Source organism: Flavobacterium sp. (assembly GCF_025352015.1).
Classification (GTDB): domain Bacteria; phylum Bacteroidota; class Bacteroidia; order Flavobacteriales; family Flavobacteriaceae; genus Flavobacterium.
Map to the genome: position 1 here is coordinate 36,296 of NZ_JANXUG010000101.1, position 15,891 is coordinate 52,186.

Annotated in this window: 15 protein-coding genes and 1 pseudogene; 15 read left to right on the top strand and 1 reads right to left on the bottom strand. The window is 34.8% G+C overall.

The window, feature by feature from the left end; translation table 11 throughout:
* The first annotated feature begins 3 nt into the window (after positions 1-3).
* From infA to carA, 8 genes and pseudogenes are all read left to right on the top strand, one after another.
* A complete protein-coding gene (infA, locus tag Q0Q96_RS10255; protein ID WP_007136545.1) occupies positions 4-219 on the top strand; it encodes a translation initiation factor IF-1 in 216 nt (71 codons plus the stop codon).
* Positions 220-290: 71 nt separating this feature from the next.
* Positions 291-407 carry a 50S ribosomal protein L36 gene (rpmJ, locus tag Q0Q96_RS10260; RefSeq protein WP_293874815.1) on the top strand — a complete coding sequence of 39 codons (117 nt, stop codon included), beginning with the start codon at positions 291-293 and terminating at the stop codon, positions 405-407.
* Between the two features lie 2 nt (positions 408-409).
* A complete protein-coding gene (gene rpsM / locus Q0Q96_RS10265; protein ID WP_293874817.1) occupies positions 410-784 on the top strand; it encodes a 30S ribosomal protein S13 in 375 nt (124 codons plus the stop codon).
* 9 nt (positions 785-793) lie between these two features.
* The gene (gene rpsK, locus Q0Q96_RS10270; RefSeq protein WP_293874819.1) at positions 794-1,177 is read left to right on the top strand and encodes a 30S ribosomal protein S11; all 384 of its coding nucleotides are present in this window, start codon (positions 794-796) and stop codon (positions 1,175-1,177) included.
* Positions 1,178-1,257: 80 nt separating this feature from the next.
* Positions 1,258-1,863: a 30S ribosomal protein S4 gene (rpsD, locus tag Q0Q96_RS10275; protein ID WP_293874822.1), complete on the top strand. Its 606-nt coding sequence runs from the start codon at positions 1,258-1,260 to the stop codon at positions 1,861-1,863.
* 21 nt (positions 1,864-1,884) lie between these two features.
* A complete protein-coding gene (locus Q0Q96_RS10280; RefSeq protein WP_293874825.1) occupies positions 1,885-2,877 on the top strand; it encodes a DNA-directed RNA polymerase subunit alpha in 993 nt (330 codons plus the stop codon).
* Positions 2,878-2,910: 33 nt separating this feature from the next.
* Positions 2,911-3,318: pseudogene (rplQ, locus tag Q0Q96_RS10285) on the top strand (50S ribosomal protein L17); the annotation flags it as partial.
* Between the two features lie 595 nt (positions 3,319-3,913).
* On the top strand, positions 3,914-5,035 hold the full coding sequence (gene carA / locus Q0Q96_RS10290) for a glutamine-hydrolyzing carbamoyl-phosphate synthase small subunit (protein ID WP_293874899.1): 1,122 nt from the start codon (positions 3,914-3,916) through the stop codon (positions 5,033-5,035).
* A 39-nt stretch (positions 5,036-5,074) separates the two neighbouring features.
* Here carA and Q0Q96_RS10295 read toward each other — a convergent pair whose 3' ends face one another.
* Positions 5,075-6,139, bottom strand: coding sequence for a hypothetical protein (locus Q0Q96_RS10295; RefSeq protein WP_293874828.1), 1,065 nt, complete (start codon positions 6,137-6,139; stop codon positions 5,075-5,077).
* Between the two features lie 195 nt (positions 6,140-6,334).
* Between Q0Q96_RS10295 and eno the strand changes: the two genes are divergently transcribed.
* The 7 genes from eno to yidC all read left to right on the top strand — a co-directional run bounded on the left by eno (position 6,335) and on the right by yidC (position 15,875).
* Complete coding sequence (gene eno, locus Q0Q96_RS10300) at positions 6,335-7,627, top strand: phosphopyruvate hydratase (protein ID WP_293874830.1); 1,293 nt, start codon at positions 6,335-6,337, stop codon at positions 7,625-7,627.
* 152 nt (positions 7,628-7,779) lie between these two features.
* The gene (gene guaA / locus Q0Q96_RS10305) at positions 7,780-9,309 is read left to right on the top strand and encodes a glutamine-hydrolyzing GMP synthase (protein WP_293874832.1); all 1,530 of its coding nucleotides are present in this window, start codon (positions 7,780-7,782) and stop codon (positions 9,307-9,309) included.
* A 154-nt stretch (positions 9,310-9,463) separates the two neighbouring features.
* On the top strand, positions 9,464-11,497 hold the full coding sequence (locus tag Q0Q96_RS10310) for a LysM peptidoglycan-binding domain-containing protein (RefSeq protein WP_293874835.1): 2,034 nt from the start codon (positions 9,464-9,466) through the stop codon (positions 11,495-11,497).
* Positions 11,497-11,901: an OsmC family protein gene (locus Q0Q96_RS10315; protein ID WP_293874838.1), complete on the top strand. Its 405-nt coding sequence runs from the start codon at positions 11,497-11,499 to the stop codon at positions 11,899-11,901. The genes Q0Q96_RS10310 and Q0Q96_RS10315 overlap by 1 nt, the downstream gene beginning before the upstream one ends.
* 79 nt (positions 11,902-11,980) lie before the next feature.
* Entirely contained in the window at positions 11,981-12,214 is a 234-nt protein-coding gene (locus Q0Q96_RS10320; RefSeq protein ID WP_293874901.1) for a DUF3820 family protein, read from the top strand.
* Between the two features lie 111 nt (positions 12,215-12,325).
* Entirely contained in the window at positions 12,326-13,945 is a 1,620-nt protein-coding gene (locus Q0Q96_RS10325; protein WP_293874840.1) for a CTP synthase, read from the top strand.
* 40 nt (positions 13,946-13,985) lie between these two features.
* Positions 13,986-15,875 (top strand): membrane protein insertase YidC, encoded by a 1,890-nt coding sequence (gene yidC / locus Q0Q96_RS10330; RefSeq protein ID WP_293874842.1) that lies wholly within the window; start codon positions 13,986-13,988, stop codon positions 15,873-15,875.
* The last annotated feature ends 16 nt before the right edge of the window (positions 15,876-15,891 follow it).

Below are 15,891 nucleotides of genomic sequence, written 5' to 3' on the forward strand. Positions count from 1 at the left end.
TTTATGGCAAAACAATCAGCAATAGAACAAGACGGATCAATTATCGAAGCATTATCAAATGCAATGTTTCGTGTAGAATTAGAAAACGGACATATTGTAATTGCTCATATTTCTGGTAAAATGCGAATGCATTATATCAAATTGTTACCTGGTGACAAAGTAAAACTAGAAATGAGTCCTTATGATTTGTCAAAAGCAAGAATTACTTATAGATATTAAAAAGCAGTAAGCAGAAAGCAATAAGCATTTAAACTTATAGCCAAAAGACAAAAGTCAAAATAAAATTTACAATGAAAGTAAGAACATCAGTTAAAAAGAGAAGTGCCGAGTGCAAGATTGTACGAAGAAACGGCGTATTATATGTAATCAATAAAAAAAATCCTAGATTTAAACAAAGACAAGGATAATTATGGCAAGAATAGCAGGGGTAGACATCCCAAAAAACAAGAGAGGAGTTATCGCTTTAACCTATATTTTCGGAGTAGGAAAAAGTAGAGCTATTGAGGTTTTAGAAAAAGCTCAAGTTAGCCAAGATACAAAAGTTCAAGATTGGAACGATGACGAAATCGGAGCAATTCGTGATGCCGTATCGTATTACAAAATTGAAGGTGAACTTCGGTCAGAAGTTTCATTGCACATCAAACGTTTAATGGATATTGGATGTTATAGAGGTATCCGTCATAGATCTGGTCTTCCTTTAAGAGGACAAAGAACTAAAAACAACTCTAGAACAAGAAAAGGTAAAAGAAAAACTGTTGCTAACAAGAAAAAGGCAACTAAATAATTAAGTAATATGGCTAAAGCGACTATAAAAAAACGTAAAGTTATCGTTGAATCAACAGGCGAAGCGCATATTAATGCAACTTTTAACAACATCATCATTTCGTTAACCAATAAAAAAGGTGAAGTTATTTCGTGGTCATCAGCAGGTAAAATGGGCTTCAGAGGTTCTAAAAAGAACACTCCGTACGCAGCTCAAATGGCAGCAGAAGATTGTGGTAAAGTAGCATTAGAAGCTGGACTTAAAAAAGTAAAAGTGTATGTTAAAGGACCAGGTAACGGGCGTGAGTCTGCTATCAGGTCGATACACAATTCAGGAATTGAAGTAACAGAAATCATTGACGTTACTCCAATGCCACACAACGGATGTCGTCCTCCTAAAAGACGTAGAGTATAATTATAGTATAACCAAGATAGAATTAAGATTATCGAAGGATTCGACCTGAATTCATAATCTCTATCTTAAAAAAATTTAAAATGGCAAGATATACTGGTCCAAGTACAAGAATCGCCCGTAAATTCGGAGAAGCGATATTCGGAGAAGACAAAGCCTTCGAAAAAAGAAATTATCCTCCTGGACAACACGGGATGGCTAAAAAAAGAGGTAAGAAATCTGAGTACGCTGTCCAATTGATGGAAAAGCAAAAAGCTAAATATTCTTATGGAATTTTAGAAAAACAATTCAGGAATTTATTCGAAAAAGCAGCAGCTTCTAAAGGTGTAACTGGTGAAATCCTTTTACAATTATGCGAAGCTAGATTAGATAACGTAGTTTTCAGAATGGGAATTGCTCCTTCAAGAAGAGCAGCACGCCAAATCGTTTCTCACCGTCACGTTACTGTTAACGGAGAATTGGTTAACATTCCATCTTACCACTTGAAACCAGGTGATAAAGTAGCCGTTCGCGAAAAATCTAAATCTGTTGAAGCAATAGGTAGTTCATTAGCTAATTCATCTCATGTATATGAATGGATTACTTGGAATAATGACACTATGGAAGGAACTTTTGTTTCTGTTCCGCAAAGACTTCAAATCCCGGAAAATATTAAAGAGCAGTTAATCGTCGAATTGTACAACAAATAATAATTGACATTAGTCTAAATTATGGCAATATTTAATTTTCAGAAACCCGATAAAGTTATCATGATCGATTCAACCGATTTTGAAGGCAAGTTTGAATTCAGACCTTTAGAACCAGGATACGGATTGACAGTTGGTAATGCACTTAGAAGAGTTTTACTTTCAGCGTTAGAAGGTTATGCAATCACCTCTATCAGAATTGATGGTGTTGAGCATGAGTTTTCAACAATTTCAGGAGTTGTAGAAGATGTTACAGAAATTATTCTAAATCTAAAACAAGTACGTTTCAAACGTCAGATTGAAGATGTAGATAATGAAACAGTTTCTATTTCAATTTCAGGAAAAGATCAAATTACAGCTGGCGATTTTCAAAAATTCATATCTGGTTTCCAGGTGTTGAATCCAGAATTGGTTATTTGTAACCTTGATAGCAAAGTAAATCTTAATATGGAATTAACTATCGAGAAAGGTCGTGGTTATGTTCCTGCAGAAGAGAACAAAAAACAAAACTCCGCCATCGGAACAATATTTACGGATTCTATTTTTACTCCTGTAAAAAATGTGAAGTATGCTATTGAAAACTTCCGTGTGGAGCAAAAAACAGATTATGAAAAATTAGTTTTCGAAATCAAAACTGATGGTTCAATCAATCCAAAAGATGCTTTAACCGAAGCCGCAAAAGTTTTAATTCACCACTTTATGTTATTCTCTGATGAGAGAATTACCCTTGAAGCTGATGAAATTGCTCAAACTGAATCTTATGATGAGGAATCATTACATATGAGACAATTGCTTAAAACAAAATTAGTTGATATGGATTTATCCGTAAGAGCCTTGAATTGTTTGAAAGCAGCAGAAGTTGATACGCTTGGAGATCTTGTATCTTTCAACAAAAATGACCTTATGAAGTTCCGTAACTTCGGTAAAAAATCACTAACAGAGTTAGACGAATTGGTTGCCAACAAGAATTTAACGTTCGGAATGGATTTAGGTAAATATAAATTAGATAAAGAATAATCTAAACCCGTAAGGTTTAAATTTAGAATAGCAATGAGACACGGAAAAAAAGTAAATCACTTAAGCAGACAAACAGGACATAGAAAATCTATGTTGGCTAATATGGCATGTTCTCTTATAGAGCACAAACGTATTAATACTACTGTTGCTAAAGCCAAAGCACTCAAACAATTCGTTGAGCCGCTTATTACAAAATCAAAAGACGACACAACTCACAATCGTCGTATCTGTTTTGCTTACTTACGTAGCAAATATGCAGTAACCGATTTGTTCAGAGATGTAGCTGCAAAAGTTGGCGATCGTCCAGGAGGCTATACTCGTATTATTAAAATGGGGAACCGTTTGGGAGATAATGCTGATATGGCAATGATTGAATTAGTTGACTTCAACGAACTATATAACGGAGGTAAAAAAGAAGAGAAAAAAGGAAGAACGCGTCGTGCTAAAAAAACGACCACACCTGTTGCTACTCTAGCCCCAGTTGTACAAGAAGTTGCTCCAATCGTAGAAGAATCTGCACCAGTAGTAGAGGAAATAGTGGAAACTCCTGTTGATGAAGTGCAAACTCCAGAAGTTGTTGAAGAAACTCCAGTTGCAGAAGCAGAAACTCCAGCAGCTGAAGAAACTCCTGAAGCACCAGCTTCTGATGAAGAATCAAAAGAAGAAAAGGCATAATGATTGTTAACTCATAAATATAAAAAGGATAAACAGTTTTGTTTATCCTTTTTTTTTAATCTGAACTCGTTTCAGATTCTATTGAAATTGAGAGCGAATCGTCGGGGCTCTATTAAAAATCCATATTCCCGCTTTCCGTTCCAATCTTTTTATTGTTTTTGTCACATCTAACGAAGTCGAGACGCTTCTCTTAAAAACAACAAAAAGGATTTCCACTACAATCGGGGCTAAAATGGAACTATCGGAATGTTTATAAACTCTAATAATTCTTTTTTTAAAATTGAACGTAAATAAATAAATTTGTGATTACAACAACTAAACTGTAACCTTGAGCGCAGTCGAAGGACAAACACAAGTAACTATGCAACACACTACAAAAACCTCTGCCATTTTACTACTCGCCGACGGAACTATCTTTCGCGGCAAATCAATCGGGATTCAAGGAAAAACCTTTGGAGAAGTTTGTTTTAACACGGGTATGACTGGGTATCAAGAAATTTTTACCGATCCGTCTTACTTTGGGCAAATCATAGTAGCCACCAATCCACACATCGGAAACTACGGTGTAAACGCCAATGAAGTAGAATCTGAAAAAATTATGATTTCAGGATTAGTTTGTAAAAACTTCAGCTTTAACCATTCGCGCCCCGATTCTCAAAGCAATCTGTTTGACTATTTCGAAAAGCAAAACCTCATTTGCATTTCAGATGTCGATACAAGAGCTTTGGTAAGTTACATCCGTGACAACGGTGCCCAAAATGCAGTAATTTGCACCGACGGAACTTCCGTAGCAGAATTAAAAACTCAATTAAAAAGTGTTCCCGATATGAAAGGCTTGGAATTAGCGTCAAAAGTATCGACAACTGAACCCTATTTTTTTGGAAAAGAAAACGCCACTTATAAAATTTCAGCTTTAGATTTAGGTATCAAAAGAAACATCTTAAGAAACCTTGCCAAAAGAGATTGCTATATCAAAGTGTTTCCATACAACACAACATTCGAAGATATGAAATCTTTCAATCCCGATGGCTATTTCTTGTCAAACGGACCGGGTGACCCGGAACCATTAGAACAAGTAATCAGTACTGCCCAAAAAATGATTGCTTCTGATAAACCTGTTTTCGGAATCTGTTTAGGGCATCAAATTATTGGTTTGGCAAATGGCGTTTCCACCTATAAAATGTTTAATGGACATCGGGGAATTAATCATCCAGTTATGAATATCCTAACCGGAAAAGGAGAAATCACTTCGCAAAATCATGGATTTGCCGTTAATAAAGAATTATTAGAAAAGCATAACGATTTGGAAATCACACATTATCACATCAATGATAATACTGTTGCGGGAATGCGCATGAAATCAAAGAATGTTTTCTCGGTGCAATACCATCCAGAAGCAAGTCCTGGCACGCATGATTCGGAATATTTGTTTGATACTTTTATAGAAAATATTAAAAAAAGTCAAAGCTTACAAAATGTGTAAGTTTTGACCTTTTTATGTTTAAAACTTCAATAAATAATATTAATCGTTATAAACATATCTGTCGTAAATACTTTCAAACTGACCGTTGTTTTTTAAGAAAGAACTATTGGTAGTTAACCAATTATTATACATTTTGACTTTGTTTAATTGTATCGAATTGAACACGGTATAAAACAAATTCTTATTGATATTAAATGTTTTAACCGCATTGTTATAAGCATCAATGTTGAGGTTTGTTTGAGGATGTAAAGGATTTTTTAGTTGTTGCAGTGCATTATAGGCATCAGCATAACTGTTAAATAAATCGTTAAGTTTATCTTTTTGACCAACTATAAAATTAGAGTACGCCACGTTAGCATCATTAAGAGTAGTGTCTTTATAATCATTTTTATACAGGTTGGTTTTTATAATGATTTCTTGATGCATTAACGCAATCACATCTAAACAGTCAGAAAAACCTTTTTTATCTTTAGCGTTTATTACTGCGGTTAGCTTCTCATCAATGACATTCATTTTATAAAACAATATGTTTTGATAGGCATTGTACTCTAAAATATTTTTTCTATTCTTACCGTTAAGATGTATTCTATTGTTTAAAGCAAAAGTTTTTTTGGTAATCTCGAAATTTTTAAGTTCCTGATAATAAGTAATAAGTTCGTTTTCTTTACGATTGAGGTTTTCAGATATTTGGGAAAGTGGTAACGAACTTTGATATTCGTAATCGTTTAAAATCAAACTTCCATTTTGTAAACAATCAATGGTTTTTTGATTCATTTTTATAAAACCATCTTTGAGCATGGTGTTACCTTCAAAACCATTTTTGCTATTTCTCATGATAGTATTTATTTTTTCTAATTTTTCTATGATTCTTACCGCTGTAGTTTTTGTTCTCGAATACATTTGTGATTCAACTATAGTAATGGAATAGTCCATCAACGATTTTTTAACAAATAATTCATTTTTCACAAAATCATCCATGTAAGCATCAATAGTTCTATAATTTTGAGATTGCGAAATTGTTGGCATAAGACCAATAATTAAAAAAGAGCAAATCAGTAATAAAGAATTAAATACGTGGCTGATTGTAATAGTAGAATTTTTCATGATATATAGTTTGATTATTGATACAAATTTATGCCCAATAGTAAGGCGGCGTGTTGTGAAATAATATTTTAAACTTATATAATTATAAGAGATAACTACTAAAACGATTGCGTTTATAAGTTGTGTAAAAAAGTAATCATCTATTTTTTAAATTTCTTAAATTTGAACTTTATTAAAATTTTAAACAAATTCAAAATGAGCATTATCATAAAAGTTCACGCAAGACAAATTCTTGACTCCAGAGGAAATCCAACCATTGAAGTTGATGTAGTAACCGAAAATGGTGTTTTAGGTAGAGCTGCAGTTCCCTCTGGTGCTTCTACTGGCGAACACGAAGCAGTAGAATTAAGAGATGGTGGAAAAGCGTATATGGGAAAAGGGGTTTCAAAAGCGGTACACAATGTGAATGCTATTATAGCACCCGAACTAATTGGGGTTTCTATTTTTGAACAAAATTATATTGACAATTTAATGATTGAACTCGATGCAACGCCTAATAAATCTAACCTTGGCGCCAATGCTATTTTGGGTGTTTCTCTGGCTGTTGCCAAAGCGGCTGCCAATGAACTTGGGTTGCCATTGTATCGTTATGTTGGCGGCGTTTCGGCAAACACTTTGCCGGTGCCAATGATGAACATTATAAACGGTGGCTCACACTCTGATGCGCCAATTGCGTTTCAGGAATTCATGATTATGCCGGTAAAAGCCACTTCGTTTTCACATGCTATGCAAATGGGAACAGAAATTTTTCATAATCTAAAAAAAGTATTGCATGATAGAGGTTTGTCTACTGCTGTAGGCGACGAAGGTGGTTTTGCGCCCAATTTAGCGGGCGGAACAGAAGATGCTTTAGACACCATCAAAAAAGCTGTTGAGAATGCCGGTTATAAATTTGGTGACGAAGTAATGATAGCTTTAGACTGTGCTGCTTCTGAATTTTATGTAAATGGAAAATACGATTATACCAAATTTGAAGGGGCAACCGGAAAAATTAGATCCTCACAAGAGCAAGCTGAATATCTAGTATCATTGGCAACAAACTATCCTATAATTTCTATCGAAGACGGAATGTACGAAGACGATTGGGAAGGCTGGAAATACTTAACCGAACTGATAGGAAACAAAATCCAGTTGGTTGGCGATGATTTATTTGTGACCAATGTGGAGCGTTTATCTCGCGGAATTAAAGGAGGAATTGCCAATTCAATTTTAGTGAAAGTAAACCAAATTGGCACCTTGACAGAAACCATTGCTGCCGTAAACATGGCGCACAACGCCGGCTATACTTCAGTAATGTCGCACCGTTCAGGAGAAACCGAAGACAATACAATTGCCGATTTAGCAGTAGCATTAAACTGTGGCCAAATCAAAACGGGTTCAGCTTCGCGTTCAGACCGTATGGCAAAATACAATCAGTTATTAAGAATAGAAGAGGAATTAGGTGATACTGCTTATTTCCCGGGAGTGAGAGCGTTCAAGCAGAAGTAATTTTCACTTAATTATAAATAAAAAGCATCTCAATTGAGGTGTTTTTTTATTTATGCTTAGCCTATTTTTCTTTTGTCACGATTTTCCTTTGATTATCATAAAGAATAAAGCCCGACTATTTTTATTTCCAATCGGGAATTGTACTTTTGCACATGCAACACAACGTACTTATTTTAGATTTCGGTTCGCAATACACACAACTTATTGCGAGAAGAGTTCGGGAGTTAAATATATTCTGCGAAATTTTCCCCTACAATCATTTTCCAACAGATTTATCGTCTTACAAAGCTGTCATTCTTGGCGGAAGTCCCTATTCTGTTCGTTCACAAGACGCTTTGCAAATCGATTTGTCGAATATTCGGGGCAAATTGCCGCTGCTTGCCGTATGTTATGGGGCTCAATATTTGGCACATTTTTCGGGCGGAGAAGTAGCAGCGTCCAATATTAGGGAATATGGAAGAGCCAATTTATCTTATATCAAAGACGGTGAAACTTTGTTTGAAAACGTAAACAGCCAATCACAGGTTTGGATGAGTCATAGCGACACCATCAAACATTTGCCGACCAACGGCGTTAAATTAGCCAGTACCAAAGATGTAGAAAATGTTGCTTATCGAATTGAAGGCGAAGCAACTTATGCCATTCAGTTTCACCCCGAGGTCTATCATTCAACGGATGGAAAGCAAATCTTGGAAAATTTTCTTGTAAAAATTGCGCATGTTCCTCAAAACTTTACACCGAATGCTTTTGTCGAAGAATGCGTGAAAGAAATGCAGGAAAAAATAAAAAATGATAAAGTAGTATTAGGACTTTCAGGTGGCGTAGATTCTACTGTGGCAGCAGTTTTATTGCATAAAGCCATTGGCAAAAACCTGTATTGTATTTTTGTCAACAACGGTTTGCTTCGAAAAAATGAATTCGAAAATGTATTGCATCAATACAAAAACATGGGACTGAATGTAAAAGGTGTTGATGCTTCATCAAAATTTATGAGTGCATTAGAAGGCCTCGAAGATCCAGAAGCCAAAAGAAAAGTCATAGGCAATGCTTTTATTGAAGTTTTTGATGAAGAAGCACATTTAATTAAAGATGTAACTTGGTTGGCTCAAGGAACAATTTACCCCGATGTTATTGAATCAATTTCTGTGAAAGGACCCTCGGCAACCATCAAGTCACATCACAATGTTGGCGGTTTGCCCGATTATATGAAACTTAAAATAGCGGAACCTTTGCGGATGTTGTTCAAAGATGAAGTGCGTAGAGTAGGGAAAACATTGGGCATCGACCCAGAACTTTTGGGCAGGCATCCATTTCCTGGTCCGGGATTGTCGATAAGAATTTTAGGAGCCATCACACCAGAAAAAATTAGAATCCTGCAGGAAGTGGATGCTATTTTTATTGAGGGTTTAAAAGAACACGGTTTGTATGATAAAGTATGGCAAGCAGGCGCGATTTTGCTTCCTGTAAATAGCGTGGGAGTAATGGGTGATGAGCGAACGTATGAAAAGGTAATTGCCTTAAGAGCTGTAGAATCTACAGACGGAATGACTGCAGATTGGGTGCATTTGCCCTATGAATTTTTGATGAAAATATCCAATGAAATTATCAATAAAGTGAAAGGTGTCAATAGAGTAGTGTATGACATTAGCTCAAAACCGCCAGCCACTATAGAATGGGAATAATATTTGTTAACACAAAAAAGTTAATGAAAATATTAGCTTTAAGAATTGATATTGAAAAGTTTTGTTAACTTTAGACATTGAATTAATTGATAAATACATGAAAAACCGAATTATTTACGCTTTACTTTTTATTTTTTGCTTTACAATTTCACTGATGGCAAAACAAGAAAAATATATTAAGCATACTGTTGCTAAAGGAGAAACAGTTACCCTAATTGCTCAAAAATATAAGGTCACACCCTATGATATTTATAAGCTTAATCCCGATTCTCAAAACGGAATTCAGTTAGATAGCGTATTGTTAATACCACCTTCAGGAGAAGTTGCTGCATATATGGCTCCAAAAACAAACGTAAATAGCACTACAATTCCACCAAAAAACACCAATCCAAGTACGCATTTGGTACAACCTAAAGAAACCTTGTACAGTTTGTCGAAACTATACAAAATAACTATTGATCAGCTTAAAGCTGCTAACGGTGATTTACTAAACAACGGATTGAAAATAGGAATGAGCGTTAAACTTCCTAATGCTGCAGACGCTCCAAGTAAGACTACTGCAACGCCAACTGAAATTTCAAAAGTTGCAATAAGTACGCCAAAAGTAGCCGCTCCTAAAGTAGTACCTTCTAAAGGAACCGTTCCCAAAATACAAGCTAATGCAGAAACTTCAAAAGCAGGAATTACCTATCATATTATTGAACCCAAAGAAACAAAATACGGTATTTCCAAAAAATATAATATAACTATTGCCGAGTTAGAACGTTTAAATCCTCAAATTATCTCGGATTTTCCTATTGGATATAAGCTTGTGATTTCGGGAAATGCTCCTGCGGGAAACAGTACTGAAACTACAAAACCGGCAACAGTAATAACAAAATCACCTCCTTTAACAATATCAACTTCGGGCACCAAAAAATATTTGGAAGAGTACGTTGTAAAACAAAAAGATACTGCTGCCAGTATCGCCGCAGATTATGGCATGACAGAGCAAGAGTTGCTATCATTGAATCCCGAATTAAAAAAAGGAGTAAAACTGGGAATGATACTGCGGGTTCCCAAAGGACAACGAAAGGAACCTGTCAAAAAAGAACAAGGAAATTTAATGAAATCAATAAACACTAATGCGAGGAAACAACTCGCATTACTTTTTCCGTTTAATATAACAAAGATAGAAAGCGATACTATAAACTCTACACAAGCTAGGTTAAAGAAAGATAAATTCTTAAACCTTACTTTGGATTTTTATTCGGGAGCCTTAATGGCAATTGACTCTGCGAAAGTGTTAGGTATGAATGTAGATATAAAAATTTTGGACTCACAAGAAACTAAAAATTCATCCAATGTAGCGGCGTTAGTGCAACAAAATAGTCTACAAACTATGGATGCAATTGTTGGTCCATTTTATCAATCCAATGTAGAAAAACTGGCCGAATTGGTAGCATCAACAAAAACACCTGTTATTTCTCCGATGTCAAAAGAAGATGGGAAAAAATATCCTAATTTGTACCAGTCCATGCCATTAATGGAGGTTTTACGAAGTTCTATTTTTGACTATATGAAAGCAAAAGACGGTAATATCATTGCAGTGATTGATTCAAAAAAAGGGAGTGTCAAACAATATATTCAAACCACGCAACCACAAGTTAAAATAATGGGATTGAGCGAAAAAGGAACAGTCATTGCAGATAGTTTAAAACTATTATTTCAAAAAGACAAACTTAATTATGTAGTACTTGCGTCCGAAAAAACAGGAATGATTTTAGCCACCACAACCGCCATGTTGAATGCACAAAAGGACTATCAAGTGCAATTAGTGATTTTAGAACCCAATGAAACCTTTGACTTTGAGGAAATTTCGTTGACAAGACTAACCAAATTAAAACTATTATATCCATCATTTTCTAGACCCAACGAAACAGATGAAGCCAATCAATTTGATGCAAAATATAAAAAATTAAATAAAATCCTGCCCAATCAATATGCCATTCGAGGCTTTGATGTCACTTTCGATACCTTACTTCGATTATCACAAGATCAAACGTTTGAAGAAACTGTTCAATCCTCTTCATCAGAACAAATAGAAAACAAATTTGAATATGTCTCCAATGCAACGTACGGCTATGCCAACAATGGAATTTACATTTTGTATTACGACACTGATTTAACTATAAAAAAAGCATTGTAATGGCTACATCTATTGTTAGATATTTAGGCGAATTGCGAACCTCGTCAATGCACATGCAGTCGGGGACAGAAATCTTGTCGGATGCACCAACAGATAACCAGGGAAAAGGAGAAGCATTTTCGCCAACGGATCTGGTGGCAAATTCATTAGCAACCTGCATGATTACCATCATGGCAATTAAGGCAAGAGATTTAGATCTTGAATTAAAAGGCACCACAGCCGAAGTGACCAAAGTTATGGCAGTTGAACCGAGAAGAATTTCTGAAATTCATATCCATTTTGAAATGAATCTTATTGCTGATGCTAAAACCAAAACAATTTTAGAGCGAACCGCAATGACTTGTCCCGTGCACCATAGCCTGCATCCAGATATTAAAAAAGTGATTTCTTTTAACTGGAAGTAATTCAGTAAAATGTCAGAAATTCTAAAGTCGAAATTCTTTGGTTTTTTAATTCACTTTTAAAACTTTAAGACCTTTGACTTTGGATAAAAACCAACAACAACTTATAAAATTAGCCCATACTAAAATGCCTTTTGGCAAATACAAAGGATATCACCTGATTGACATACCCGAATATTACATAGTTTGGTATAGTAATAAAGGATTTCCAAAAGGGCAACTTGGCGAGTCCTTGCAACTCGTTTACGAACTCAAATTAAATGGGTTGGAGGAATTGGTTCATACGATTAAAAAGCAATATCCAAAACCAATTTAATTTTCAAATTGATTTTTCTTCAAAATATATCGTATTTTTGTCTCGTTTTTACAACAAATACAACACAACAAGTACGGATAAGTCAAGAGAATTGTCCCCAACAAAACTACTATGAATCAAATACAAACAAAATATATTTTTGTTACAGGCGGCGTTACTTCTTCCTTGGGAAAAGGTATTATCGCAGCATCGTTAGCCAAGTTATTACAAGCTAGAGGCTACCGAACAACCATTCAAAAATTTGATCCTTACATAAATGTTGACCCCGGAACTTTAAATCCCTACGAACATGGCGAATGCTATGTAACTGATGATGGCGCAGAAACCGATTTGGATTTAGGTCATTATGAAAGATTTTTGAATGTTCCCACCTCGCAAGCCAATAATGTGACCACAGGAAGAGTCTATCTTTCGGTAATTGAAAAGGAACGAAGAGGCGAATTTTTAGGAAAAACAGTTCAAGTGGTTCCGCACATTACTAACGAAATCAAAGAACGAATGCAATTGCTTGGAAATTCAGGCAATTTTGATATAGTGATTACCGAAATTGGCGGAACGGTTGGAGATATAGAATCGTTACCATATATAGAATCAGTACGTCAATTGGTATGGGAATTAGGCGAAAGCAATGGAATTGTAATTCACTTAACATTAGTTCCTTATTTGGCGGCAGCCGGAGAATTAAAAACAAAACCAACACAACATTCCGTTAAAACTTTGATGGAAAGTGGTATCAAAGCCGATATTTTAGTTTGCAGAACCGAGCGCGAATTATCAGATGAATTGCGCCAAAAATTAGCGTTGTTCTGTAATGTGAAACGAGAGGCTGTAATTCAATCTATAGATGCTTCAACTATTTATGAAGTACCCAATTTAATGCTCGAAGAAGGTCTTGACGTGGTAGCTTTGAAGAAATTAAACTTACCTAAAAAAGCTGCACCAGATTTAAGAAATTGGAATACTTTTTTGCACCGATTGAAACATCCAAAACATACGGTAAACGTTGGTTTGGTTGGAAAATATGTAGAGTTGCAAGATTCCTATAAATCTATTTTGGAGTCGTTTATTCATGCTGGTGCTGCCAATCAAACCAAGGTAAATGTAGTTAGTATACATTCGGAATACATTGATGAAACCAATGCAGCCGAACAGTTGCAAGATTTAGATGGAATATTAGTGGCTCCAGGATTTGGAGGTCGTGGCATAGAAGGAAAAATTGACACAGTTCGTTATTCTCGGGAAAAAAACATTCCTTTTTTCGGAATTTGTCTAGGAATGCAAATGGCAATTATCGAATATTCAAGAAACGTTTTAGGACTTAAACATGCAAATTCTATTGAGATGAATGAAGAAACAAGTCATCCGGTAATTTCTATCATGGAGAATCAAAAAAACATTACTGACAAAGGTGGAACCATGCGTTTAGGTGCTTGGAAATGTGATATTGCCACAGGAACATTGGCACATCAAATATACGATCAAGACCAAATTGAAGAACGTCATCGCCATCGTTATGAATTTAACAATGCCTATAAAGAACAGTTGGAAAAAGCAGGATTGGTTTGTTCAGGAATAAACCCAGAAACAGGTTTAGTAGAGATTATTGAACTCAAAAACCATCCGTTTTTTATAGGTGTGCAATACCATCCAGAATATAAAAGTACCGTTGCAAATCCGCACCCAATTTTTGTTAGCTTTGTGGCCGCAATGGTAAAACATAAAAATAAATAATGATAGCTAAAGCTGTCAATGATGACAAATAGTTTAAATAATGGAAAATAAGAAATTTGATTTTAATACAATTATAGGTTTTGGTTTGATATTCGTTATCATTATGTGGATAATGTACAACAACAAAACTAAAGATTTAAAGGAAAAACAAGAAAAAGTTAAAACCGAAAAAGTTACAAAAACTATAACTACTCCAATTGACACGGCAAAAACTATAAAAGATACTACTATAAATGATTCTATTAAAATTAAAAAACTAGCAGGCACTTTGGGTAGTTTTGCTTATTCTGCAACGTTACCTTCTGCCAAAGAAAATTTTACCACTTTAGAAAATGAATATGTAACCCTCAAAATTGCTAACAAAGGCGGATATATCGTTGAAGCTACTTTAAAGAATTTTGAAAAACTTAAGAAAAATTCAGGTCAGTTAGTAGAGTTGATTAAAGATAATAACGCCAGTTTTAATCTCCAATTACAAACAAAAGACAACCGGGTTTTAAATACGAAAGAGCTATTTTTTGAACCCACTTTAACTAAAGTTGGCGTTAACCAAATACTATCAATGAAGTTGAAAGCGGGTGCTAATTCCTTTTTGGAGTACAACTATGTTTTGGCACCAAATAACTATTTAGTAAACTTTGATATTCGTTCACAAGGATTAAATACAATTTTAAATACTTCAAAACCAATTGATTTAGAGTGGGATTTAAAAACCTTCAGAAATGAAAGGAGTATAGCCTATGAAAATCGTTATGCCGAAATTTATTTTGAGCATAATGACGGAAAAATCGATTACGTGGGACAAGGCGATAATAAGGAAGAAACATCCGAAAAAATAACTTTCATAGCCTACAAACAACATTTTTTTTCAAGTATATTACTAAGCAAAATACCATTTGAAAAAGCGAAATTGAATTCTCAAAACTTGGTGCATGACGAAAAAAAGGATACTCTTTTTACAAAACAATATAAAGCAAGTCTACCGTTGGCCTTTGCTAATGGGGAGTTAGACTATAAAATGAATTGGTATTTTGGGCCAACAGATTATAAAACTTTAAAAAAATACGATCGAAATCTTGAGAAAATTGTTCCGTTAGGTTGGGGGATTTTTGGATGGATAAATAAGTTTATTTTTATTCCATTATTTGGATTTTTAAGTTCGTTTATGGGATTGGGAATTGCTATAATCATTTTTACGATTATGATAAAAATAGCGATGTCGCCTATAACGTTTAAATCATTTTTGTCCCAAGCGAAGATGAAAGTGTTGCGTCCTGAAATTATGGAAATAGGAGAAAAATTCAGTAAAGATCCTATGAAAAAACAACAAGAAACTATGAAGTTATACAACAAAGCTGGTGTGAATCCAATGGCGGGTTGCATACCAGCATTGATACAACTACCGTTTATGTATGCCTCGTTTCAGTTCTTCCCATCAGCATTTGAATTAAGACAAAAAGGGTTCCTTTGGGCAGACGATTTATCATCTTTTGATCAAGTAGTTAAATTACCTTTTCATATTCCGTTGTATGGAGATCATATAAGTTTGTTCCCAATCTTGGCAGCTATTGCGATTTTCTTTTACATGAAAATGACATCTGGCGATCAACAAATGGCAGCACCACAACAAGAAGGAATGCCCGACATGGCAAAAATTATGAAAATAATGATTTATGTTTCGCCTGTAATGATGCTGATTTTCTTTAATAGTTATGGTTCTGGATTGAGTTTATATAACTTTATTTCTAATTTGATAACTATCGGAATTATGCTGGTCATTAAGAAATATTTTATCAATAGCGATAAAATTCATGCGCAAATTCAAGAAAATAAAACCAAGCCTAAAACCGAAGGAAAATTTCAGAAAAAGATGCGAGAAATGATGGAACAAGCCGAGGCTCAAAAGCAAATCCAAAATAAAAAGAAATAATATTTTAATAATACAT